Annotated in this window: 20 protein-coding genes; 17 read left to right on the forward strand and 3 right to left on the reverse strand. The window is 44.5% G+C overall.

Translation table 11 applies throughout. From position 1 onward, the window contains the following. The first annotated feature begins 45 nt into the window (after positions 1 to 45). Complete coding sequence (locus IDJ76_RS00380) at positions 46 to 837, forward strand: FHA domain-containing protein (RefSeq protein ID WP_191159572.1); 792 nt, start codon at positions 46 to 48, stop codon at positions 835 to 837. Next, complete coding sequence (locus IDJ76_RS00385) at positions 830 to 2245, forward strand: serine/threonine protein kinase (RefSeq protein WP_191159575.1); 1416 nt, start codon at positions 830 to 832, stop codon at positions 2243 to 2245. Before IDJ76_RS00380 ends, IDJ76_RS00385 begins: the two co-directional genes overlap by 8 nt. Here the strand turns inward: IDJ76_RS00385 and IDJ76_RS00390 are convergent. After that, complete coding sequence (locus tag IDJ76_RS00390; protein ID WP_191159577.1) at positions 2242 to 3429, reverse strand: hypothetical protein; 1188 nt, start codon at positions 3427 to 3429, stop codon at positions 2242 to 2244. The two genes, IDJ76_RS00385 and IDJ76_RS00390, sit on opposite strands and share 4 nt — an antisense overlap. Then, the gene (locus tag IDJ76_RS00395; RefSeq protein ID WP_191159579.1) at positions 3416 to 4405 is read right to left on the reverse strand and encodes a DUF2157 domain-containing protein; all 990 of its coding nucleotides are present in this window, start codon (positions 4403 to 4405) and stop codon (positions 3416 to 3418) included. The genes IDJ76_RS00390 and IDJ76_RS00395 overlap by 14 nt, the downstream gene beginning before the upstream one ends. A gap of 324 nt (positions 4406 to 4729) precedes the next feature. Between IDJ76_RS00395 and IDJ76_RS00400 the strand changes: the two genes are divergently transcribed. From IDJ76_RS00400 to IDJ76_RS00470, 15 genes are all read left to right on the forward strand, one after another. Next, the gene (locus tag IDJ76_RS00400; RefSeq protein ID WP_191159581.1) at positions 4730 to 5089 is read left to right on the forward strand and encodes a hypothetical protein; all 360 of its coding nucleotides are present in this window, start codon (positions 4730 to 4732) and stop codon (positions 5087 to 5089) included. A gap of 261 nt (positions 5090 to 5350) precedes the next feature. After that, complete coding sequence (locus IDJ76_RS00405; protein ID WP_191159583.1) at positions 5351 to 6544, forward strand: sensor histidine kinase; 1194 nt, start codon at positions 5351 to 5353, stop codon at positions 6542 to 6544. Between the two features lies 1 nt (position 6545). Beyond that, the gene (locus IDJ76_RS00410; protein WP_191159585.1) at positions 6546 to 7247 is read left to right on the forward strand and encodes a LytR/AlgR family response regulator transcription factor; all 702 of its coding nucleotides are present in this window, start codon (positions 6546 to 6548) and stop codon (positions 7245 to 7247) included. A gap of 287 nt (positions 7248 to 7534) precedes the next feature. Then, the gene (locus IDJ76_RS00415; protein WP_191159586.1) at positions 7535 to 7912 is read left to right on the forward strand and encodes a response regulator; all 378 of its coding nucleotides are present in this window, start codon (positions 7535 to 7537) and stop codon (positions 7910 to 7912) included. A gap of 53 nt (positions 7913 to 7965) precedes the next feature. Continuing rightward, complete coding sequence (locus IDJ76_RS00420; protein WP_191159588.1) at positions 7966 to 8208, forward strand: PqqD family protein; 243 nt, start codon at positions 7966 to 7968, stop codon at positions 8206 to 8208. A 5-nt stretch (positions 8209 to 8213) separates the two neighbouring features. Next, on the forward strand, positions 8214 to 9296 hold the full coding sequence (locus IDJ76_RS00425) for an ATP-grasp domain-containing protein (protein WP_191159590.1): 1083 nt from the start codon (positions 8214 to 8216) through the stop codon (positions 9294 to 9296). Then, positions 9296 to 10642 carry a type III PLP-dependent enzyme domain-containing protein gene (locus IDJ76_RS00430; RefSeq protein WP_191159592.1) on the forward strand — a complete coding sequence of 449 codons (1347 nt, stop codon included), beginning with the start codon at positions 9296 to 9298 and terminating at the stop codon, positions 10640 to 10642. The genes IDJ76_RS00425 and IDJ76_RS00430 overlap by 1 nt, the downstream gene beginning before the upstream one ends. Positions 10643 to 10651: 9 nt before the next feature. After that, the gene (locus IDJ76_RS00435) at positions 10652 to 12811 is read left to right on the forward strand and encodes an urea transporter (RefSeq protein ID WP_191159594.1); all 2160 of its coding nucleotides are present in this window, start codon (positions 10652 to 10654) and stop codon (positions 12809 to 12811) included. Next, positions 12787 to 13956: a tetratricopeptide repeat protein gene (locus IDJ76_RS00440; protein ID WP_191159596.1), complete on the forward strand. Its 1170-nt coding sequence runs from the start codon at positions 12787 to 12789 to the stop codon at positions 13954 to 13956. The genes IDJ76_RS00435 and IDJ76_RS00440 overlap by 25 nt, the downstream gene beginning before the upstream one ends. Beyond that, positions 13944 to 14564 (forward strand): tetratricopeptide repeat protein, encoded by a 621-nt coding sequence (locus tag IDJ76_RS00445; RefSeq protein WP_191159598.1) that lies wholly within the window; start codon positions 13944 to 13946, stop codon positions 14562 to 14564. Before IDJ76_RS00440 ends, IDJ76_RS00445 begins: the two co-directional genes overlap by 13 nt. 123 nt (positions 14565 to 14687) lie before the next feature. Next, on the forward strand, positions 14688 to 15779 hold the full coding sequence (locus IDJ76_RS00450) for a hypothetical protein (RefSeq protein ID WP_191159600.1): 1092 nt from the start codon (positions 14688 to 14690) through the stop codon (positions 15777 to 15779). 139 nt (positions 15780 to 15918) lie between these two features. Next, on the forward strand, positions 15919 to 16821 hold the full coding sequence (locus IDJ76_RS00455) for a PepSY-like domain-containing protein (protein WP_191159601.1): 903 nt from the start codon (positions 15919 to 15921) through the stop codon (positions 16819 to 16821). Between the two features lie 143 nt (positions 16822 to 16964). Continuing rightward, complete coding sequence (locus IDJ76_RS00460; protein ID WP_191159603.1) at positions 16965 to 17483, forward strand: (2Fe-2S)-binding protein; 519 nt, start codon at positions 16965 to 16967, stop codon at positions 17481 to 17483. Then, positions 17476 to 18468 (forward strand): FAD binding domain-containing protein, encoded by a 993-nt coding sequence (locus tag IDJ76_RS00465; protein ID WP_191159605.1) that lies wholly within the window; start codon positions 17476 to 17478, stop codon positions 18466 to 18468. Before IDJ76_RS00460 ends, IDJ76_RS00465 begins: the two co-directional genes overlap by 8 nt. 4 nt (positions 18469 to 18472) lie before the next feature. Next, the gene (locus IDJ76_RS00470; protein WP_191159607.1) at positions 18473 to 20725 is read left to right on the forward strand and encodes a xanthine dehydrogenase family protein molybdopterin-binding subunit; all 2253 of its coding nucleotides are present in this window, start codon (positions 18473 to 18475) and stop codon (positions 20723 to 20725) included. Positions 20726 to 20851: 126 nt separating this feature from the next. Here IDJ76_RS00470 and IDJ76_RS00475 read toward each other — a convergent pair whose 3' ends face one another. Continuing rightward, entirely contained in the window at positions 20852 to 21007 is a 156-nt protein-coding gene (locus IDJ76_RS00475) for a hypothetical protein (protein ID WP_191159609.1), read from the reverse strand.

A 21007-nucleotide genomic window follows, 5' to 3' on the forward strand; every position in this document is an offset into this window, starting at 1 on the left:
ATATTAACAGGTTTATAGGTTCAATAAATACTACTTATCGGAATAATGTTTAATTTATTTAAAAGCGATAACGAAGATCGCCCGGCAGATGTAAAAGGCATCCGTTATGAACTGCTACAGTTTGTAAAGCAGGAATTGCAGAAAGCTGAAGGTGGCGAAGGCGGGAATATTAAAGGCTTGAACCTGTATATCACCTGCGCGGCGTCAGACTGTGCGCTTTATGAAGCCGCTGTTTATGCCGATGAGCCGGAGGTTTTTAAGGACGAAGTGCAGCGCATTGCCGACGATTACGCCGTTGCCCTGCCCGAAAGCTGGACGATGGAAGTAGTGCTTAACGAGGAATTTCCTGATGAGGCGGTTAAATCCACTAAACTGGATGCTGCGTTCTTTATTAAAACCAATAAAAACTTCATCAAGCAAAGTGCATCCGGCTACATTCGTGCGCTAAGTGGCGAAACGGATAAGCCGGAATATCATATCACATCAGATATCGACAAACTAAACATTGGCCGCGATAAAAAGGCGCAGGGCGATGACGGTTTTTTCCGCACCAATGTCATTGCCTTCCCGTCGGATAGTAACGACCCGGCTAATAAATATGTGAGTCGTCAGCATGCCCATTTGGAGTGGAACAACGATATGGGCAAGTTTATGATCTTTGCCGACGAGGGTGGCGTACCGCCCCGCAACAAGATCAAGATCCGCAGTGAAAAAATTGAGGGCGTGATCAAACTAAGTTCAACCAGTATCGGTCACCAACTGTTAGAGGGCGATCAGATCATTCTGGGCGAATCGGCCGTTTTAGAATTTAGCTATCAACCCGCCACGAATGAGTAAAGTTTTTACAATAACAGAAGGTTTAGAGAACCTGGGTGCCCTGCGCACCGGTGGTCAGGGTTCGGTATATAAGGGGCGTCGCATGGGGCCTATACTCACTGCTGTGAAGCTGCTGCCTACTCCCATCTATACCGAAAGCGACGAAGATAAAAATTACCGAAATTTTAAAAACGAAGTAGCTAAACTTCAAAAGGTAAACGAGGTAGCTAATCCCAACGTAGTTAAGTTCTTGAGCTCGGGCATTACCGAGAGCGGATCTTTGCCCTACATTGAGATGGAGTATATTGAGGGCCCCGATCTTTGCGAACTGCTGCAGCCTCCTCACGAAAAGATCTTTATGCTGCAGGAGGTGATCCGGGTGGCTTACCAATTAGCCAACGCTTTGGCGCACTGCCACCAGGTAGGTATTAAGCATGGCGACATCAAAAGCAATAACGTAAAATATAACGTACAAACCGGCAACTATGTACTGCTTGATTTTGGCCTGGCCATTATGAGCGAAGAGCAGCGCCGTACCAGTATCCGCAACGCGGGCGCAATAGAATTTATGGCCCCGGAACAGCAGGAGGGTGAAATGCTGCTGCAAACGGATGTTTACAGTTACGGCATAGTGATGTATGAGTTGCTCACCGGTTGTGTGCCGTTTCCATTACAGGGCAACAATGAAACCGGCCGTAACACGGTAATGATTGCCCATCTGGAAACCCCCGTGCCCGATCTGGTAACTGCCCGCAGGGCCGCCTTGCCGCAAAGCTGGGACGATGCCAAGCAAGCTGTTGAACTGCATGTGCCCCAATGGTTATTACAAGTGGTAAGCAAATGCCTGGAGAAAAAACCCGGCGACAGGTTTAATAGTGCCGTTGAATTGAAGGAAGCTATTGTTAGCGGTAGCTTATCGGGCGATAAGCAGGGCCAGCAAAGCATCCTGTTAACAGAAAACGAACGCTTGAAAGATGAACTCGCGCAGCTGCAGCAAAGCGATGGTGAAAAAGATAAATTGATCCGGTCGGTAGAATCTATCGCTATAGCGGCAGGGGCCACGTACAACAAAGCAGAGGGCAGGTATGAGCAGAACCGGACTTTAAAGGTTGTGCCTAAAAACGTGTTTACCGGTGTGGTAGTAGCAGCCGTTTTTTTTATGGCTTTAGCAGTTTACGCCTTTGTTACCAAAGCACCTAATGTAATTGATAACCGCCCAATTTATACATCGGGTAAAGGTTATTTGCACCCACCCTATATAGCAATGCCCTATACCCAGGATAACCTTGCGGTAGATGCCATTACTGCCGCCGAAATAAAGCGGGTTGCTGCCAAAAGACGACGCGTGGTTGCTGATTCGATTGCTGCGGCTAAAGCAAGGGCTAACCCGGTTAAAAGAAAACGAAAGAAATTCCTGGGGATTTTTTAAAACCCGCCGCTCGATCCGCCGCCGCCCGCACTGCCACCGCCAAAGTGATAACCATCATCAGCAGGTGGGCTACCATGGGCGTGTGCCGCCGTTTCGCCGATGATCAGCGACTCGATCCTTAAGTTATCCCATTTATTAATATCATCTGGTTCCTGGTAGGTAATGCCGTGTTTTGGTGTTTTTAAATATCGGATGATGCCGAATGATACTGTCAAAAGTAACGCGCCCCCAATCGTTAGCATCACTTCCAGCGGGAGCAGGTGGTAATAGCTGCGGAAGGAGTAGATGGCCGCAACTATTAAAAGCATGCCCAGCCTTACCGGCATCGTTTGCTTTTTGATGATCCCTAAATAAAGGTAAACAATCGGTACAACAAACGTCCAGATCCAGAAAATAAAGCCGAAAGGTATGCTGGTGTTCGTAGCATCATCCAGATTGTTTAATTTATTATTCAACCTGTTTACCACTAAATAGTTACCGGCGGCGTAAAGCACCACCAGGCAGGTGATCTTCATAATGAGTAGGCAGTTTTCATAATAAACAGCATCCGTTTTTTTGGCCAGTTTAAGCAGCAGGGCATAAGCCGCACCGGCGGCCAGCATCATCATAAAAGGCATGGTAGCCAAACCAAAAGAACCAACTTTTTGCCACCCAAAAAATACTACCGCGAAAAAAGATAAGCAGGTAATTACTCCGGTAAGCATATCTGCAAAGCGAAGCGTTAAAAAACCACCTATTAGGAATAGGATAGTCGCGTCGGCCATCAAAGCGGATTGATGGCCGTTTAAATCTTCAACTAACCAAATTAAACCGCCTGCCACTAAACCTCCGGAGGTGTAAAGCAACGCATTATCAGAACCAGAGTGGAACAGGCTTTTCTCGCGCATTAACAACTCCAGGCCGATGTATACCAGAATGCCCAATACAAGTGGCCACACAAAAGTATCAAGCACACCCGCGCCCGCGATCAATAGTGTAACAAAACCCGCACCCATACTTATGGTAAACAACGTAAGGATGAACAAGCCAATGGTTGTGAAAACACCGGGCGTATAAAGGCCAACGGGATATTGTCGCCGGATCAGCCACAATTCATCGACAGTGATACAACCGGAGCGTTGGTCTTTTTCTGCTTGCTTGACAATCCGTAGGTTGTCAATCCATTCTTTGTTAAAAACGATCATGTCCCCGCATTTTTTTACTTAATTCTATTAACAGAAGTATCAGTCCAACTCCCGAGAGCAGGAATGCCAGTATACCGACGGAAAAGGCTTCGCCACTTTGGAATAACATACAAAGCCTTACAATCAGGCAGCAAACGCCAAAATAACCATACAAAACGGTGATTACCATAAAATAGTAAGAAAGTGTTTTAAGGCTGTCGAAGTATAAATAAGCCGTTAAGGCAATTACCCCGGCCAAAAACAGCAGGTCGGTGCCCTTTTGGTAGTTATAAAAATAACCTGCGTAAAGCGCGATGTAGGTCACATGCACACCATAATGGTGGTAGCTGAACTTAAAATGCTTTTTAAAGTCGTACCGCTGGGTTAAAAAGCCAGCTATTAATAATAATACACCAAAGGTAAGGTAAGTGCCTATAATGGTTTGGCTGTTAAAGGTGCCATAACTCAATAGCTTTTTTGGGGTAACGGTAAGCCCCATCCATAAGCCAAGGCTTACTATTGCCATGCTCAAAATGCCCAGATGATCAAACCGATGAGCGATATAAAACAACGCCAGCATAGGGAACAGCGTTGCTAACCCATAGTTATTGCCGAAGATATTGTATTGATATTGAATGTAGCCCGCAAAAGATACCATGGTAATAGCGCCCAGCAGCAATACGTAATCAAATGAAGTGTTTGGCGATGCGACCTTGTCTTTACTAAATGGCAACACATGTTTACTGCAATAAAAAAAGCTGCTTGCACTCACCAAGGCTATCAAAGCTAAAATTACCTGGTGGCCAATGGTGTCGATATTTTTATAGATGAGCGTACCCAACCCGCCAGACAGGAGCGTAACCCCCAGGTACAGGATAGTTTTAAGTTCCCAATGCAGGGAAAATAATACATTTTGATGTTTGTGCTTAACCTTTTCAAAAGAAGCATCGCTAATGATGCCTTGCTCGTGCAGTTGCCTGTAAAACTCGGGTTCCAATAATTTATGCAGCAGGTTTAGTGGCCACTTTTAAAGATAATAAAGAAAACTAATATCCGTGCAATATTACCGGTTTAAACTTAACCAAGCCCGGTCATCAAAAAACACCAACAGCTATAACCGCCCGACGAATAGCCACCTGTAACCGATGGGCATTTAAAAACAACCGACCGGATGCGAAAAGGGGGCTCGTCGGGTTTAAAGAGCCCGCGGTCTATTTGTTTGCGCGCTCCGTCTATCGCATTTTAAGGGTGTAAACGATTGTTGTTCTTTTGTTTAACAAATCAAACGGAAATAATAATTAACAAATAAAGAATTACAATCATGAAAAAGTCAATCACTCTATTAGCCTTAATTTTAACATTAAGTTCAGCATTATTCGCTAAAACAACACCTGCTGATGAACTGATCACCATCAACCCTTTGCGTACTGCACTGGGTGTAGGTATCAGCGTAAATGCCAACGATGCGAGCCGCTCTGTCGTTAGGATTTATAACGCCGATAACACAATTCAATTTATTGATCAGCTGGCCAAAAAAGGCACGGCTGCAAAAGCGTACATATTAAAAGATCTGGAAGACGGTAACTACACAATTGAGGTAGCTACAAAAAATCAGGTTGTTAAAAAGCAGATCCATGTTTATAACGAGGATGGAAAAAAATCCTTTTTTATTTTTCAATAAGTGTTAAGCCCTGCTAATCTAAAGGTCCGGCTATATAAGCCGGGCCTTTTTTAGTTTCTCTTGATCTGCAAAAAAATAACGGCTCTTCTTGGCATTGGCTATTCATCGACACAAAGCCGTTATCTACCGATACATTTCTATGCTGCGCGCCGTAGCCAAATAAATTTGTGGTGCTAAATAGATTTACGGCAGCGTATATTATATTTACTCGATATTATACAGCCGGTTGTTGCATTATGCAAAAGGCGTTTAGCACGCAAAATGTTCAAATTTAAATTAAGTACCACTATAATCCATATTACCGGCTGGCTGCTTTTTTTGCTGTTGCCTGTGTTATTTTTAAATAGTGGCAACAAGTCGGGCAGTGCGTTGCTGCTGTTCTCATCGCCGTTTTACTGGCTGTTCGCTATCACCTATCTGGCGCTGTTTTACTTTAATATCTGGTATGCCATACCGGCTTTCTTTCTTAAAGGCAGGTATTTGATCTATGGTGTGCTGGTTTTGATAACGTTTGGCGGTGTATTCTTTTTGCAACCCTTTGATAAATTGTTGGTGCATAACCCGCGCTTTCAGCAGCAAATGGAGGCCGCAGCAACCCGGCAAGATTCTGTGATGCAGGCAGCTGCACAGTCAAGACCCAGAATTGCCTTAAAGGGTTTTGATACCGTATCATTACCCTTTGGCCCGTTGCCAAACCAGGACCTACGGATGCAGGAGCCTATAAAAAAGCAGTTTAAGCTTAACCCCTTGTGGGAACATTCTAAACCGGTAGATATAGTGAGCCTGGTGCTGTTCTTTATAATTACGGCGTTAGCCTTGTCGGTCCGGACCGTTGAGCAGTGGCGTACTACCGAGCAGAAGGTGATCAAAACAGAGTCTGAAAAAGTAACCGCCGAACTGTCTTTCTTAAAAGCGCAGATCAACCCGCATTTTTTGTTCAATACACTTAATAATATCTACACGTTATCGGTCATGAACAGCAAGCACACGTCTGAAAGTATCATGAAACTGAGCAATATTATGCGATACGTAACAGACGATGTTACCCGCGATTTTGTACCGCTGAACGACGATCTGAAATGTATTAAAGATTACATCGACCTGCAGAAACTACGCCTTGGTCCTAAAACCATAGTCACCTTTAATATTACCGGTGATACCGCGGGCCGCCAGATAGTGCCGCTTATCCTGATGTCGTTTGTAGAGAATACGTTTAAATACGGCATTAGCAAGAAAGAGCAAAGCGAGATAGTGATAGATATAAAAGCAGAGGTGGGGAGTATCATTTTCTTTTGCCAAAATAAGATCTTTAACCGCCAGATAACCGAGCGGTCGGGAATAGGTATAGCCAATACCAAGCAGCGCCTGCAACACCTTTACGCCGGTAAATATATGCTGAACATCCGCGAAGCCGATGAGTTTTTCAGGGTAGACCTGGTTTTAAAAGATGGATAAAATGAAACAATTAACCTGTGTAGCGATAGACGACGAGCCCTTGGCGCTTAACCTGATAGAAGAGTATATATCAAGGCTGCCATCTTTAAAACTATTGAAAACCTTTGACGATGCCGTTTCCGGGTCGGAGTATATTAAGGCTAACCCGGTAGATATACTGTTTGTGGATATCAATATGCCCGATATTACCGGGATAGAGCTGGTACGCTCGTTAGAGAAGAAGCCGATGGTGATTTTTACCACAGCTTACAAGAATTTTGCTTATGAGGGTTATGAGCTACAGGCCTTAGATTATTTGTTGAAACCCATAGACTTTGATCGCTTTAACAAGGCAATAGAAAAAGCTGTAGATTATTACCGGTACAAAAATGCCATTCATAAAGAGCAGGAGCAGGGCAGTATGTATGTATACTCCGAGTACCGGATGATCAAGATAGAATTTAACGAAGTGGAATATATAGAGAGTATGGAAGACTATATCAAGATCCACCTGCAAAGCCAGCCCAAACCGGTACTTACCCTGATGCCGCTTAAAAAAATCTTAGAAAAACTGCCCGAAGATAAGTTTAAGCGGGTACACCGCAGTTATATAGTGGCATTGGGCAAGATCAAATCTATCCACAATAAAAAGATCCAGCTAAAAAATGCCGAGATACCGGTGGGTAACAGTTACAGCGAGGTAATTGGGCAGTGGTCTAAATAGCTGCGAGCTGTGTTGTCTGCTGGTAAATTCAACTCACCCCAGATTCGCTGCCGCTATCCGACCCTCTCTTCGCTAAAGCGAAAGAGGGTATGGAATTAAAAAATGAAAGCAGCCACACTCTCTTTCCGCCGCAGGCGAAGAGAGGGTCGCGCACGTGGTGTCGCGGGGTGAGTTGTCTGCCCCCCCCCCCCTCATTTTATCGACACATAAACCTCATTAACCGATACTTCAATACATCGCGCTTGTAATGTGCTCATCTTTAATATAGCAATATTAAACAGCACATTATGGAAACACTGATCTTAAAAAAACGCATCCTTGTTTTAGACAAAGATACCCGCGTATTGAACGCCGTTGACGAAATACTGACCACAGGTAACTGGGATGTATCTATTTTATTTGACCCTAACGCGGTTTACGATAAGGCTAAAACTTACAAACCCGACCTGGTGATACTGGATTATGTATTGGTTGATACAGATTGCCAGATGATTTGCGAGGATTTTAAGAACGACCCTGCGCTGCGTTCGGTACCCATTATTATTGTTACGGCCTATAAATCTAAAAAGGTGAGCGCACAATCTTACAACTGCGATGCCTTGTTTGTGAAGCCTTTAGATATGCAGGTGCTGGCCGGCCGAATGGATTATTTGCTGGCATCATAATTAAACCTGATATTTAATACCTTTAGTTTAAACCAATACATTTTCAGCACCCAATGAAAATTAAAAGTAATATAGCAACCAGTGGCAACGGGTTTATTTTTAACCCGGCCACCGGTGATTCCTTCTCAGGCAATGCGATAGCTTCAGAGATCCTGGCTGCCATGAACAGAGGCGAGACAGACGAACACATCAAAGCGGATATCCTGGACAAGTATGATGTTAGGCCCGACCAGTTGGAGCAGGATTGGGAGGACTGGCTGGTACAGCTACGGGCCGCAAATTTACTGGAAGCCTGATTTTTATGAGTGCGCCACCCAAGCTTTTAACAATTGGTGTAACGGGTTTAAACGCCCACGATAACCCCGGCCCCGGTGTCGCAGTTATCAGGTCGTTAAGGGAATTTTATAGAGATGGACTGCGGATAGTTGGCCTGGCTTATGAGTCGTTAGAGCCCGGTATTTACATGGGCGACATGGTTGATGTAGCTTACCAGGTGCCATACCCCTCTACCGGGTCTGCGGCTTTATTGGAGCGTTTGGCCGAGATTAACGGGCAGGAGCAGCTGGACGTGATCATCCCAAACTTTGATTCGGAGCTGTTTAATTTTATAAAAATATCTGCGCAGATGGCTAAAATGGGTATCAAAACATGTTTGCCTACACATGCGCAACTGGCAGCGCGGGATAAGATAAACTTGGGCGATTTTGGCACCAGGTATCATTTTAAAGTGCCCGCCTTTTATATGTTGAATAGTGTACACGATATTGATACCGCTGCCGAGGGGTTGAATTACCCTCTGGTGATAAAAGGCAAATTTTATGAGGCGCAAATAGTTAACAATCGCGAAACTGCTCAAAAGGCTTTTTACGATCTGAGTGCTAAATGGGGGCTGCCCGTAATTGCACAGCAATACATTAGCGGTACCGAAATTAACGTTGCCGGCCTTGGCGATGGTAAAGGTAATGCCGTAAGTGTGGTGCCCATGCGCAAGCTGTATATTACAGATAAAGGCAAGGCCTGGGCAGGCATCACTATAGAAGATAACGACTTGATAGCACTGGGCAGGCAATTTGCCGCTGCCTCGCAATGGAAAGGCGGCTTTGAATTAGAAATAATGAAGGATGCTAATGGCGATCTGTATGTTTTAGAGGTAAACCCCAGGTTCCCGGCATGGGTTTATTTAACTGTTGCTGCCGGGCAAAACCAACCCGCAGCTTTAGTACAGCTGGCTTTGGGCAACGAGGTTAAGCCGTTTAAAAATTACCAGGCGGGTAAAATGTTTATCCGCTACTCGTGGGACGAGGTGGTTGATATCGGCAGTTTTCAGCAATTTTCGGCATTTGGCCGGATGGCAAATACAAATAATAATAAGGGACAGGCGTAATGCAAAAATTAAAATACGAACGGCCGTTTATCAAAAAACTTAATGCAGGTGTGATGAACAAGTTTGCCACCGGCAACCAAAGCAACCCGGTTACAGAGATTGATGGTGTGCCGGTTAAAAAGCTGATTACAGAGCACGGTTCACCGTTATTTGTATTGTCCGAGAAAAAGATCCGCCGCAATTACCGGGCGGCTTTGCGCGCCTTTGACACCCGCTACCCCAAAGTACAGTTTGCCTGGAGTTACAAAACCAATTATCTGAATGCGGTTTGCAATGTTTTTCACCAGGAGGGTAGCTGGGGCGAAGTAGTATCGGGCTTTGAATATCAAAAGGCCATCAAAAACGGGGTGCCGGGCAATCAGATCATCTTTAACGGCCCCGGTAAAAAGCCGGAGGAATTGCTATTGGCCGTACAAAACGATTCGCTTATCCACATAGATCATTTTAACGAGTTATATACGCTGATAGCCATTTGTGCAGGACTTAGCCAAAAGCCCCGTGTCGCTATCCGCGTAAATATGGATACCGGAACCTACCCGCTGTGGGACAGGTTTGGCTTTAATTACGAGAACGGCGAGGCCTGGAGCGCTATCGGCAAGATCATCGCCTCGGGTAAACTGCAGTTGGTTGGCTTACATTGCCATATCGGCACGTTTATTTTAAATGTGTCGGCTTACGAAAAGGCAACCACCAAAATGTGCGATTTGGCGATGCGCTGTAAAACGGATTTAAATAATCCCATTCAATATCTCGACATGGGCGGAGGCTTCCCGTCTACCAATACTTTAAAAGGCGCTTATTTGCCGGGGATAGATACTGTACCATCTATTGACGACTTTGCAGAAGCGATTACCACCACCATTTTAAATTTTGGTTTTAAACAAACTGAACTGCCCTTGCTGATATTGGAAAGCGGCCGCCTGCTGATAGATGATGCAGGCTACCTTTTAGGCACCGTTATAGCCAATAAACGTTTAAGTGATGGCCGCCGCGCGCTGGTGATGGATTTTGGGGTGAATACATTGTTTACCTCGTTTTGGTACGACCACCAGGTGAGCCCGGCACAGGAATTTAACCCCCACCTGGAACCGATGACCTTGTATGGGCCGCTTTGCATGAATATAGATACCATTCGCGAGAATGTAAACCTGCCCTTATTAAACGCAGGCGACCAGGTAGTTGTGCATAAAGTTGGAGCCTATAACATGACCCAGTGGATGCAATTTATTACATACCGGCCCGGGGTTGTCATGATAGCAGAGACAGGCCGGGTTGAGCTTATACGCTCGCCCGAAACGCTGGAATATGTAGAGGCCATGGAGAACCAGGTGCAGTATTCAAAATAAACCTATCGCTTGAGCAATAATTACACATATTATCTAAAGGCCATTGTGAACAGCTATGCCATTGTGTTCTTTTCGCAGAACAGGGTGCTTGGTTTGCTGCTGATTTTAGTATCATTCTTTAACCCGGCAGCGGGCGCGTCAGGACTATTTTGTGTATTGGTATCTTTAGCTTATGTAGGTTTTGCCAAATATGACAGACAGGACGTCGAAAAGGGCTTTTTTTGCTTTAACAGCCTGTTGTTTGGGATTGGGTTCGGCACTTTTTATCATGTTAACCCCGCCTTTTTAATATGGCTTGTAGTAGGTTGCTTGCTCTGTACATTTGTAACCATCAACCTTTGGGCGTTGTTGGGTAAATTCAAGCTTCCGTTTTTATCGCTACCGTTTATCATTACTTTTTGGGTGATGCTATCGGCCGCTAACAGCATTTTCCAGATGGGGCTTCACCAAAACAGCAGTGCCATTTTAAACGAACTGAATGATGCAAATAATATGCATAACACGGGGCTGTTCGGGTTATCCGGATATGTTCACTTTTATTATTACCCCGATCTTTTTTTTAAGGCATTAAGTGCCGTATTTTTCCAAAACAGTGCCATAGCAGGTTTACTGATCGCTATCGGAATTTTGGTTTGGTCGCGTATTGCCATGAGTGTTTTAATACTTTGCTTTACAGCAGTACTTGTATTTAACCAGCTCACCGGTATTTATCCCGAAGGTATCAGCCATTATCACCTTGGGAGTAATTTTATGATAACGGCCATGGCCATAGGTAGTTTCTTTCTGGTGCCGTCGTGGCGATCATATGTATGGTCGGTAGTAGCAGTGTTGTTTACATTTTTGTTTGTCAATGCCTTCACCAGGCTGATAGGGGTGTTTGATTTACCGGTATTATCGTTACCGTTCTGCGTTATATCCATCTTGCTTCTTGTACTTTTTAGATCTCAAAAGGGCAAAACCAAGTTGGTTGTTTTACAGCATTACTCGCCGGAGAAAAACCTTTACCAATCTTTAAATTGCGATGAGCGACTTTGTAATTTTAAATACTTCGACATCAAACTACCATTTATGGGGAGCTGGCTGGTATCGCAAGGCTACAATGGGGATATTACTCATAAACACGAATGGGGCCAGGCGCTTGATTTTGTTATTGCCGATGAGGATAATAAAACCTACCTGCTGCCCGGTACCCTGCCCGAGAATTTTTATTGTTATAACAAGCCGGTTTTAGCCTGTGGCGACGGCGTTGTAGTAGAGCTGGTGGATCATATAGAGGATAACGAAATAGGCGCAATCAATATCAAAGAAAACTGGGGCAACACCATTGTGATAAAACACACAGATGGTTTGTACTCAAAGGTATCGCATTTAAAAAAGGGATCGACCAAAGTAAGCATTGGCCATCATGTAAAACAAGGTGATATAATTGCACTCTGCGGTAATTCGGGCCGGTCGCCCGAGCCTCATTTACATTTTCAGTTGCAGGCCACGCCGTACATCGGATCGAAAACCATCGCCTATCCTTTTTCTTATTACACAGCACAGGATGGGGGGCGGGTTTCGTTAAAAAACTATGATACACCTGCCGAGGGTAGTTTAATCAAACCAGTCGCTATCAATCCCATGTTAAAGAATGCCTTTGATTTTAGGCCGGGTTATGTAGTTAATGTGGCCACTGAAAGCGGAGCGGCCGAAACGTTTGAAGTGTATACCGACAGTTTTAAACAAAGCTACCTTTACAGTAAGCAAACAGGTGCCATAGCTTATTTTGTTAATGATGGTACCACCTTTTACTTTACCGGGTTTTACGGCGACGAAACTTCGTTACTTTATGCGTTTTACCTGGCTGCTTACAAAGTGGTTTTTACAGACAATGGTTCTGCCAACGACACTTACCCCTTGCCAGGTAACGGGTTTAACCTGGCGGGTTGGCTGCAAGATTTAATCGCCCCATTTTACAGGTACATTAAATTAAGTTATCAAAGCAATAACACAGCCGATGGCAGCAAAATAAAGATTACGGGTATACAACGTAAAAACTTACCTAATAGCGGTAAGCAATTGATGGAAGCGGTTATCACTATTGATGCACAGGGAATTTGTGGTTTTATGGTTAATAATAACAAGTCAACAACATCGGCACAATGGACCACAGGAAATATCTACTAAGCCTGTTGCTGGTTTGGTGTGCCTTTGCAGCTAATGCGCAAACGGCTACTTTCCTGTCGGCAGATAGCACGACGATGGCTTTGTACCTTTCTTCGGATTGGAAACAGCTAATTACTGCCGGTAAACAAGCCGAAGGAGCGGGGCTCAGTTTTCCTAACCTGCACCTGCGGATGGGGTTTGCCTATTATCTTACAAAAAACTACACCGGTGCCATTACCGAATATGAGAAGGTGCTGGAGCACGATTCCTTTAACCAAACCGCCAGGTATTACAGCTGTCTTTGCTACCGGTATTTGAATAATGATTTAATGGCAGCCGGGCAGGAGCGCCACCTTGATGCTGTTACCTACCGGCAAATAAAGCGAGCTCCCTTCAGTTTGATCAGCGCCGGGATAGAGAGCGGATATAAAATAGCGCAGAACAGGGACAGGGGCAACGCATCCTTTACCCGCGTTGGGCTGAGTAACAGGCTTGGCAACAAGTTGCAGTTAGATCAGTCGGTGTTTTATTTTGGGCAATATATTTACAGCAGATATGGCTACTACCGGTTCGAGAATAAGGACGTGCAGACCGAATACTTTGGCAAGCTGAGTTTTGCCTTGTTTAACGACTTGACTTTAATAGGTGGTTACCATTATCTAAATACAAAATATCTGGGTAACACCTATCATAGCAATGTGGGTATAGGCGGCATCCTTTATAATGGGAAGGGGTTTGACTTGCAGGCCGACGTTAACGTTGGTAATATTATTGACGAACATTTGTCGCAATACAATACCAAACTAAGCATATATCCGTTGGGAAACCTGAACCTTTACTTTGTAGAGCGTGGTTCGTGGATGGACAGGGGCAGTACAGATAATTTTGTATTTCATCAAACGATCGGTTACAAGGTTTCCAATAAATTGTGGATGGAATCATTTGCTACATTTGGCGACTTAAATAACTATATTGAGGCCGACGGGTTGTATATTTATAACGCCGTAGATAACTCAAAATTAAAGTTAGGCCAAACTTTTTTTTACCAGTTAAACAGCCACGTGCAATTGCAGTTCAATTTCATATATGAAAGAAAGGAAGAAGCTTTGCGAGCTGTAAATTATAATCAACATTCACTCACCGCCGGATTATTATGGAAGTTTTGAGAAAGATATTTTTTGTTTTAGGCATAATCCTTTGCGCGGGCACCGCTTTTGCGCAAAGTAATACCGTACTGCAAAAGGCTTTTCATAACAGTTACGTTAATGAGGCTGCGAAAAGCTATTCGGCTGCTATTAGTGATATTAACCCATACTATTCTGATAACAGCTACGAAATGAATCTGCGCTTAGGCTGGCTCTACTATCTCAATAAAAACTATCCATCGTCACAGAGCTATTATAGCAAGGCCGCTGCGTTAAGGCCGGGTGCCGTCGAGGCTAAGTTTGGCTATATTAAACCATTATCATTTCTTCAAAGCTGGGACAAGGTTTTAGATCAGTACCAGGAGATCTTAAAATTAGACCCGCAAAACCCCCAAGCTAATTATTGGGCAGGGATAATTTATTATAACCGTAAACAATTCACACCTGCCATTGCCCGTTTTAAAGCAGTTGTTACCCTGTATCCATTTGATTATGACGGCAATCACATGCTGGCATGGGCTAATTTAATGGCCGGTAAAAAGGCCGAAGCAAAGGTTTATTTTGAAAAGGCGCTGCTTATAAAACCTGCAGATGAGTCAAGTACAGATGGACTAAGTCGCAGCAAATAAAAATAAATTCAACGTCTTTTACCATTGTCGGGACATAACCGTATTTTGTCGATACTTCAGTTTATTCATCTGCAGGTTACCTAACTTTACTTTTTAACGTATATGAGGTATAATAAACAATAAATGAAAAAACTCTCCACCATATTATGCGGTGTGGCCATGATAATGGTTATTGCCTCATGTAAAAAGGAATCGTCGGGTACTACAACCGCACCTGTTATAAAAAGCCTGGCAACGTTGGGTTTGTATGAGTATACATCAGGCACTTCAAAACGTGTTTTTATGCCGGTAACAAAAGTGGGGACGCAAACGGTTAATTATTACACTGTTTTTGATACAGGTTCATCAGGGCTGACGTTAGATGCCAGTGGCATTATCCCCGCTTCAATGATCACGACTAACGGATTCCAGTTTACGGGCGATTCTGTGGTAGTTAACGGTATCACCATCACCTCAAAAACATCCATCATGAGTTACGGTGATGCCACCAATCTGACCAAAGAGTACGGTAATGTAGCTTACGCCACCTTTACTTTAGGCGATGCAAACGGCAATATCGCCACTAAACGCATACCTTTCTTTTTGTACTATAAGGTCATGAACTCGGTAACCAATACACAATTGCCTGCGCACTCGGTAGATATAATGGGCGTTGGCCCCGGCTACAGTTTTGCAAGTACTCTGATACAAAGTCCACTGAGTTATTTTGATGTGGGCACCGATCTGAAGCAGGGTTACAGACTGGCTGCTTTTAACGCCGCCAATTTCACAACAGCCGGCAATTATGTGGCCGGTTTGGTATCAATAGGTTTAACACCGACGGATCTGGCCACCTCAACCGGGTTTATTTTGCATCCGCTTACTTTTTCAAGCTCTGGCGGTTATTCGGGCAATATACCGGGCACTGTGGTTTATAACGGTACCAGCACAGCCGCCCAGTTTTTATTTGATACGGGTAACCCCACCCAAACTATTATTGAAAATACGAAGGAAACTAACGCCATTGGGGCACTTCCGGCAAATTCTACCGTCACCATAACAACAAACAGGGGCTTCAAATATAGCTATGTAACCACCAGTACAACTAACTTAACCACTGTTCAAAACCCCAACAATACCAACGATTACCGCAGCATCATCAGTATTGATTTCTTTATCAATAACCAATACATGATGGACTATACCAACCACCAGATAGGCCTTAAAAATAATTAATAACGCCTTATAAGTTTCTCATTTTGTTAGTCGATACAATTCTGCTATTCATCGGCACTGTTGTAACAACAAGCCGCAAGGGCGATACTTTAGTACCAACATAGATTACTAATAGTTATCAATTTAACAATCAAACAAAATGAGAAATTTCATCTATTACCCCGCTCTTGTTATTGTTTTGGCCTTAACGCTGTTCTCGTCTTGTAAAAAAGACTCGGCATCGGTAACCAAAATAGCCAGTTCAGATCTTTCTGGCACAATTGCCATCGGCACACTGGCTTCCACCTCTTTAGGCACTACAACAGACAGCCTTTACCTGGTAGGTTGTTTCAGTAAAAATAGCCGCAAAGATTCTGTAACGTTTAGTACACTGCCTTCGGCTGTTGGCATCTATTTAACCACCAACTATTCGGGCTATACCTTTTTGAAGGCTTACAAAATTACTGATAGCGTAAAGGTGTTAACTGGTTATGTGGTAGCTATAAAATATAACAATAGCCCTATTGGTTTAAAATTTGCTGCCGACGGTACCTTTGTTAAGGTATTGGAACAACGCGGGGCACGTGACCTGCACGGAGGCCCCGGCTTTCATGATGGTGGCCCTTTTAACAACCGCGACGGAAAGCATGCCGATACCATAGCTGTAACAGGGTTGCCGGCAGCAATTAAAAGCTATTATGCTGCTAATTATAAAACCGATACATTATTGCACGCCGCCGTAACCCGCGATTCGGCCTATTTGGTGATCAGTAAAAATGCAGGTTTGTTTGCAACAACATTCACAAAGGCAGGCATATTTCTTAATCGTGTACAGCTTGAAAAAGGCGCTAAACATACTGTAGTACTGGCCGCTAACTTGCCGGCTGTTGCTACCAATTATTTGACAACTACCTATCCTGGTTATGTGTTTGATAAGGCCTTTGCACATACTACCGGCACGGTGGTAGACTCGTACGATGTGTTCATCACCGCCAATAGCACACGCTATGTGGTTAAGTTTACGGCGGCGGGCATTTTTGTAAAGTCGCAGGCCATTCATTAAGTCTTTCCAAAATAATTAACTATATAACGCGACCCGGTTTCCTTTTAGGAGCCGGGTTTTTTGCCGTTTTTTTAATATTATCTGTTTAGTAAAACATCTCTACAGCCTTTGGGTTATTTTCTTATTAGGAAAATTTTACCATTATGGATGAAAATATTACGGCTGTAAAAGATGCGCCGGTTGCTGAGCCGAAAAGCCATCCCGTAACCATAAACATAAATGGCCAGCAGCATCAGTTGCTGGTACAACCGTGGGTTACGCTGCTTGATGCGCTGCGCGAAAAGCTGGACCTGACGGGTACCAAAAAAGGTTGTGACCATGGTCAGTGTGGTGCCTGCACTGTGTTGGTGAATGGCAAACGTATTAATAGCTGCCTTACCCTTGCGGTGATGCAAAACGGTAAAGAGATAACCACAATTGAGGGTATCGCTAACGGCGAGATGCACCCTATGCAGCAGGCATTTATTAAATACGATGCTTTCCAGTGCGGGTATTGTACGCCGGGGCAGATCTGCTCGGCCATTGGGATGCTGCAGGAAGGGCATGCTACCAATCGCGAAGAAGTTAAAGAACTGATGAGCGGTAATATTTGCCGTTGTGGGGCCTATTCAAATATTGTTGAAGCTATAATGGATGTAAAGGAGGGTGGGCAATATGAATAGCTTTACCTACACCGCAGCGCCTGATGCAAATACAGCAGCCGCGCTGTTAACAGCCGATAAGCATGCGCAGTTAATTGCAGGCGGCACCAACCTGCTCGATCTGATGAAAGAGAATGTTGCCCAACCCGCTGCACTGATTGATATAAATAATATTGACGGCTTGGACGGCATCACAACACTGGATAATGGTGGGTTGCGTTTAGGCGCACTGGCCCACAATGCTGATACTGCCTACCACCCGTTGGTTGAACAGAAATATCCTTTATTAGCTAAGGCTATTTTATCCGGGGCATCTGCACAACTGCGTAATATGGCTACTAATGGTGGTAACATGATGCAGCGCACCCGCTGTTATTATTTTTATGACACCAGCACCCCCTGCAATAAACGCGAACCAGGTACCGGCTGCTCGGCAATTGGCGGGTATAACCGTATCCACGCCATATTGGGCGCGAGCGACAGCTGTATCGCAACATTCCCGAGTGATATGTGTAATGCACTGGCAGCTTTGGATGCTACAATAAACGTGACCGGCCCGGAGGGTGACAGGGTAATTGCGTTTACGGATTTTCATCGCCTGCCAGGCGATGAGCCACAGTTGGATAATATACTAAAGCACGGCGAACTTATAACTTCAATTGACCTGCCTAAAAACGGGTTTGAAAAGAACTATGCGTATTTGAAACTGCGCGACCGTACATCATATGCATTTGCTTTGGTAGCCATAGCGACAGGTTTGGAGTTACAAGATGGCTTAATAAAAAATGCGCGTATTGCCTGCGGTGGTTTGGCACACAAACCCTGGCGCAAACCAGAGGCTGAAGATTATCTGATAGATAAAGTCCCCATAAAAGAGAACTTTGAAGCTGCTGCCGATATTATCTTGAACGGCGCGATGGGTTATAAGGATAATGCTTTTAAAATAGAGTTGGCCAAACGGGCCATTGTACGCAATTGTTTAACCGCGGCAAACCTCAATAATTAATATCATGCAACAAAAATATATAGGGCAGCCCGTTAGCAGGGTAGATGGAGAGGCTAAGGTTACCGGCAGTGCAAAATATGCGGCAGAGTTTAATGTACCCAAGCTTCGTTACGGCTATGTCGTGAACAGCACCATCGCCAAAGGCAAAATAATTAAGATCAACCTGGAACGTGCAATGGCGGTACAGGGGGTTATTAAGATCTATACGCATGAAAACAGGCCTTCGACGGCGTGGTTAAGCTTCAATTACGCGGATATGGATGCCCCGCCCGGCAAGCCGTTTGTGCCCATGCACAACAATAAAATAGTTTATAACGGGCAGCCTATTGCCATGATCGTAGCAGAAACGTTTGAACAGGCACGGTATGCGGCATCGTTAGTAACCGTTGAGTACGATAAAGAGGAGCATGAAAGCGATCTGCACGCACACCTTACCGAAGCGCGTTTGCCAAAAAAGGGTTTAGCAACACTGCTTAAACCTGGCCCGCCTAAACCAAAGGGGGAAGCGGAAAAGATCTACGAAGCATCGCCTGTAAAGGCGGCAGGTACGTTTGTACATGGCATAGAGCACCATAACCCGATGGAAATGTTTGCATCTACCGTAGTGTATGAAGGCGAAAAAAAGCTGACCATTTTTGACAAGACACAGGGCACAATTAACTGTCAGCTATATGTAGCCAATGTTTTTGGCCTACCATTTAAAAATGTAAGGGTGATATCGCATTATGTAGGCGGTGCTTTCGGCTCGGGGCTGAGGCCGCAATACCAGCTTTTTTTAGCGGTAATGGCATCGCTCGACTTGAAAAAATCGGTACGTTTAAGCATGAACAGGCACCAAATGTTCACGTTCGGTCATCGGCCAGCTACGGTACAAAAAACGAAATTCGGTGCTAACGATGTCGGTAAGATCCAGGCCATTAATCATGAAAGCATCGGCGAAACATCGCAGTTTGAAGATTATACAGAGATAGTGGTGAATTGGGCGAACATGCTTTATCCATCGCCCAATACCAAACTGCAATATAAATTAAAGCCGCTTGATGTAGCGAGTCCGATGGATATGCGCGCACCCGGGGGCGCAACCGGCTTACATGCTGTCGAGGTTACCATAGATGAGCTGGCCTATCAGGCTAAAATGGACCCGGTAGATTTCAGATTGCTGAATTATACCGACATGGATCAAACTACCGAAAAGCCTTATTCCAGTAAAGAGCTGAAGGAATGCTTTAAGCAGGCGGCCGACAAATTTGGCTGGAAAAACCGCAACCCCGAGCCGCGCTCCATGCGCCGGAATCATAAATTAATAGGCTGGGGTATCGCAACAGGCATTTGGGAGGCTATGCAGTTACCCACCCGTGCCGAGGCTGTTTTAACTGCCGACGGCAAACTTACCGTAAGCAGTGCCACATCTGATTTTGGTACGGGTACTTACACCGTAATGGCGCAAATTGCGGCCGATTGTATGGGTATGGACCTGGCCGATGTGAGCTTTAAATTGGGTGATTCTGATATGCCCTTCGCGCCCATATCCGGGGGGTCATTCACCGCTGCAAGCACTGGCACTGCGGTACAGGCCGCATGTTTGGGCTTACGCAAAAAGCTGCTTAAAAAGGCCCAAAAGATGGTCGCAGCCTTTACCGAAGCCGAATTTGACGATATTGATTTTACAGATAGCGGTCTACATCTCAAAAACAATAGCGGACCGCCCTTATCTTACCGGGAAATAGTAGCAGCTACCAAAGAAAAGACACTGAAGAGCAAAAATATGGGCTGGCCTAATGCCATGAAGCAACGCAAATTCACCCGTGCCACGCATAGCGCCGTATTTGTTGAAGTGGAGGTGGATGAAGATTTTGGCATAGTAAAGGTAACCCGTATGGTTACCGCTGTAGCCGCAGGTAAGATCTTGAACCCGAAGACCGCCCGCAGCCAGATCTTAGGCGGAATGGTTTGGGGTATCAGCAAAGCCTTGCGTGAAGAATCGGTAATGGATCATCGTTTCGGCAAGTTTATGAACGACAGCCTTGCCGAATATCACCTGCCTGTAAATGCAGACATTAACGATCTGGAAGTGATATTTGTAGAGGAGGACGATAAAATAGTGAATGATTTAGGCATCAAGGGGCTGGGTGAAATTGGATTAGTGGCTGTTCCGCCTGCTATTGCTAACGCCGTTTTCCACGCGACAGGCAAAAGGGTGAACGATTTACCCATCACTATGGATAAGGTAATGGACTACGCAAGTCCGTTAGTTTAATAAGGAAAAATTAAAAAGATCGCGCGCGTAAAGCGCGTGATTTTTTTGTTTATTCAAAAACTTGGGCAAAAAAAAAGCTTCTTTAAAAAAAGAAGCTTTTTCCCATAGGTAAATGGTATATATAGATCAGGCGATGAAGCCTGGAAATTGCTGATTTGCCGGATGATTGCTTAAAAAGCGCACATTAGCTTTCAAATTATTGTACTCTACACGCAACATCGCTTTGATAGATGTTTCGATCTTTTTGATTGGCTGGTTGATGTTGATGTGTACTATTTTCAT

The organism is Mucilaginibacter glaciei, from assembly GCF_014773245.1.
GTDB lineage: Bacteria > Bacteroidota > Bacteroidia > Sphingobacteriales > Sphingobacteriaceae > Mucilaginibacter > Mucilaginibacter glaciei.

Bases quoted from the DNA above. Each gene is read 5' to 3' on its own strand.
- IDJ76_RS00380 (WP_191159572.1), top strand. From the start codon at position 46: ATGTTTAATTTATTTAAAAGCGATAACGAAGATCGCCCGGCAGATGTA.
- IDJ76_RS00385 (WP_191159575.1), top strand. From the start codon at position 830: ATGAGTAAAGTTTTTACAATAACAGAAGGTTTAGAGAACCTGGGTGCC.
- IDJ76_RS00390 (WP_191159577.1), bottom strand. From the start codon at position 3,429: ATGATCGTTTTTAACAAAGAATGGATTGACAACCTACGGATTGTCAAG.
- IDJ76_RS00400 (WP_191159581.1), top strand. From the start codon at position 4,730: ATGAAAAAGTCAATCACTCTATTAGCCTTAATTTTAACATTAAGTTCA.
- IDJ76_RS00405 (WP_191159583.1), top strand. From the start codon at position 5,351: ATGTTCAAATTTAAATTAAGTACCACTATAATCCATATTACCGGCTGG.
- IDJ76_RS00410 (WP_191159585.1), top strand. From the start codon at position 6,546: ATGAAACAATTAACCTGTGTAGCGATAGACGACGAGCCCTTGGCGCTT.
- IDJ76_RS00415 (WP_191159586.1), top strand. From the start codon at position 7,535: ATGGAAACACTGATCTTAAAAAAACGCATCCTTGTTTTAGACAAAGAT.
- IDJ76_RS00420 (WP_191159588.1), top strand. From the start codon at position 7,966: ATGAAAATTAAAAGTAATATAGCAACCAGTGGCAACGGGTTTATTTTT.
- IDJ76_RS00425 (WP_191159590.1), top strand. From the start codon at position 8,214: ATGAGTGCGCCACCCAAGCTTTTAACAATTGGTGTAACGGGTTTAAAC.
- IDJ76_RS00430 (WP_191159592.1), top strand. From the start codon at position 9,296: ATGCAAAAATTAAAATACGAACGGCCGTTTATCAAAAAACTTAATGCA.
- IDJ76_RS00440 (WP_191159596.1), top strand. From the start codon at position 12,787: ATGGACCACAGGAAATATCTACTAAGCCTGTTGCTGGTTTGGTGTGCC.
- IDJ76_RS00445 (WP_191159598.1), top strand. From the start codon at position 13,944: ATGGAAGTTTTGAGAAAGATATTTTTTGTTTTAGGCATAATCCTTTGC.
- IDJ76_RS00450 (WP_191159600.1), top strand. From the start codon at position 14,688: ATGAAAAAACTCTCCACCATATTATGCGGTGTGGCCATGATAATGGTT.
- IDJ76_RS00455 (WP_191159601.1), top strand. From the start codon at position 15,919: ATGAGAAATTTCATCTATTACCCCGCTCTTGTTATTGTTTTGGCCTTA.
- IDJ76_RS00460 (WP_191159603.1), top strand. From the start codon at position 16,965: ATGGATGAAAATATTACGGCTGTAAAAGATGCGCCGGTTGCTGAGCCG.
- IDJ76_RS00465 (WP_191159605.1), top strand. From the start codon at position 17,476: ATGAATAGCTTTACCTACACCGCAGCGCCTGATGCAAATACAGCAGCC.
- IDJ76_RS00470 (WP_191159607.1), top strand. From the start codon at position 18,473: ATGCAACAAAAATATATAGGGCAGCCCGTTAGCAGGGTAGATGGAGAG.
- IDJ76_RS00475 (WP_191159609.1), bottom strand. From the start codon at position 21,007: ATGAAAATAGTACACATCAACATCAACCAGCCAATCAAAAAGATCGAA.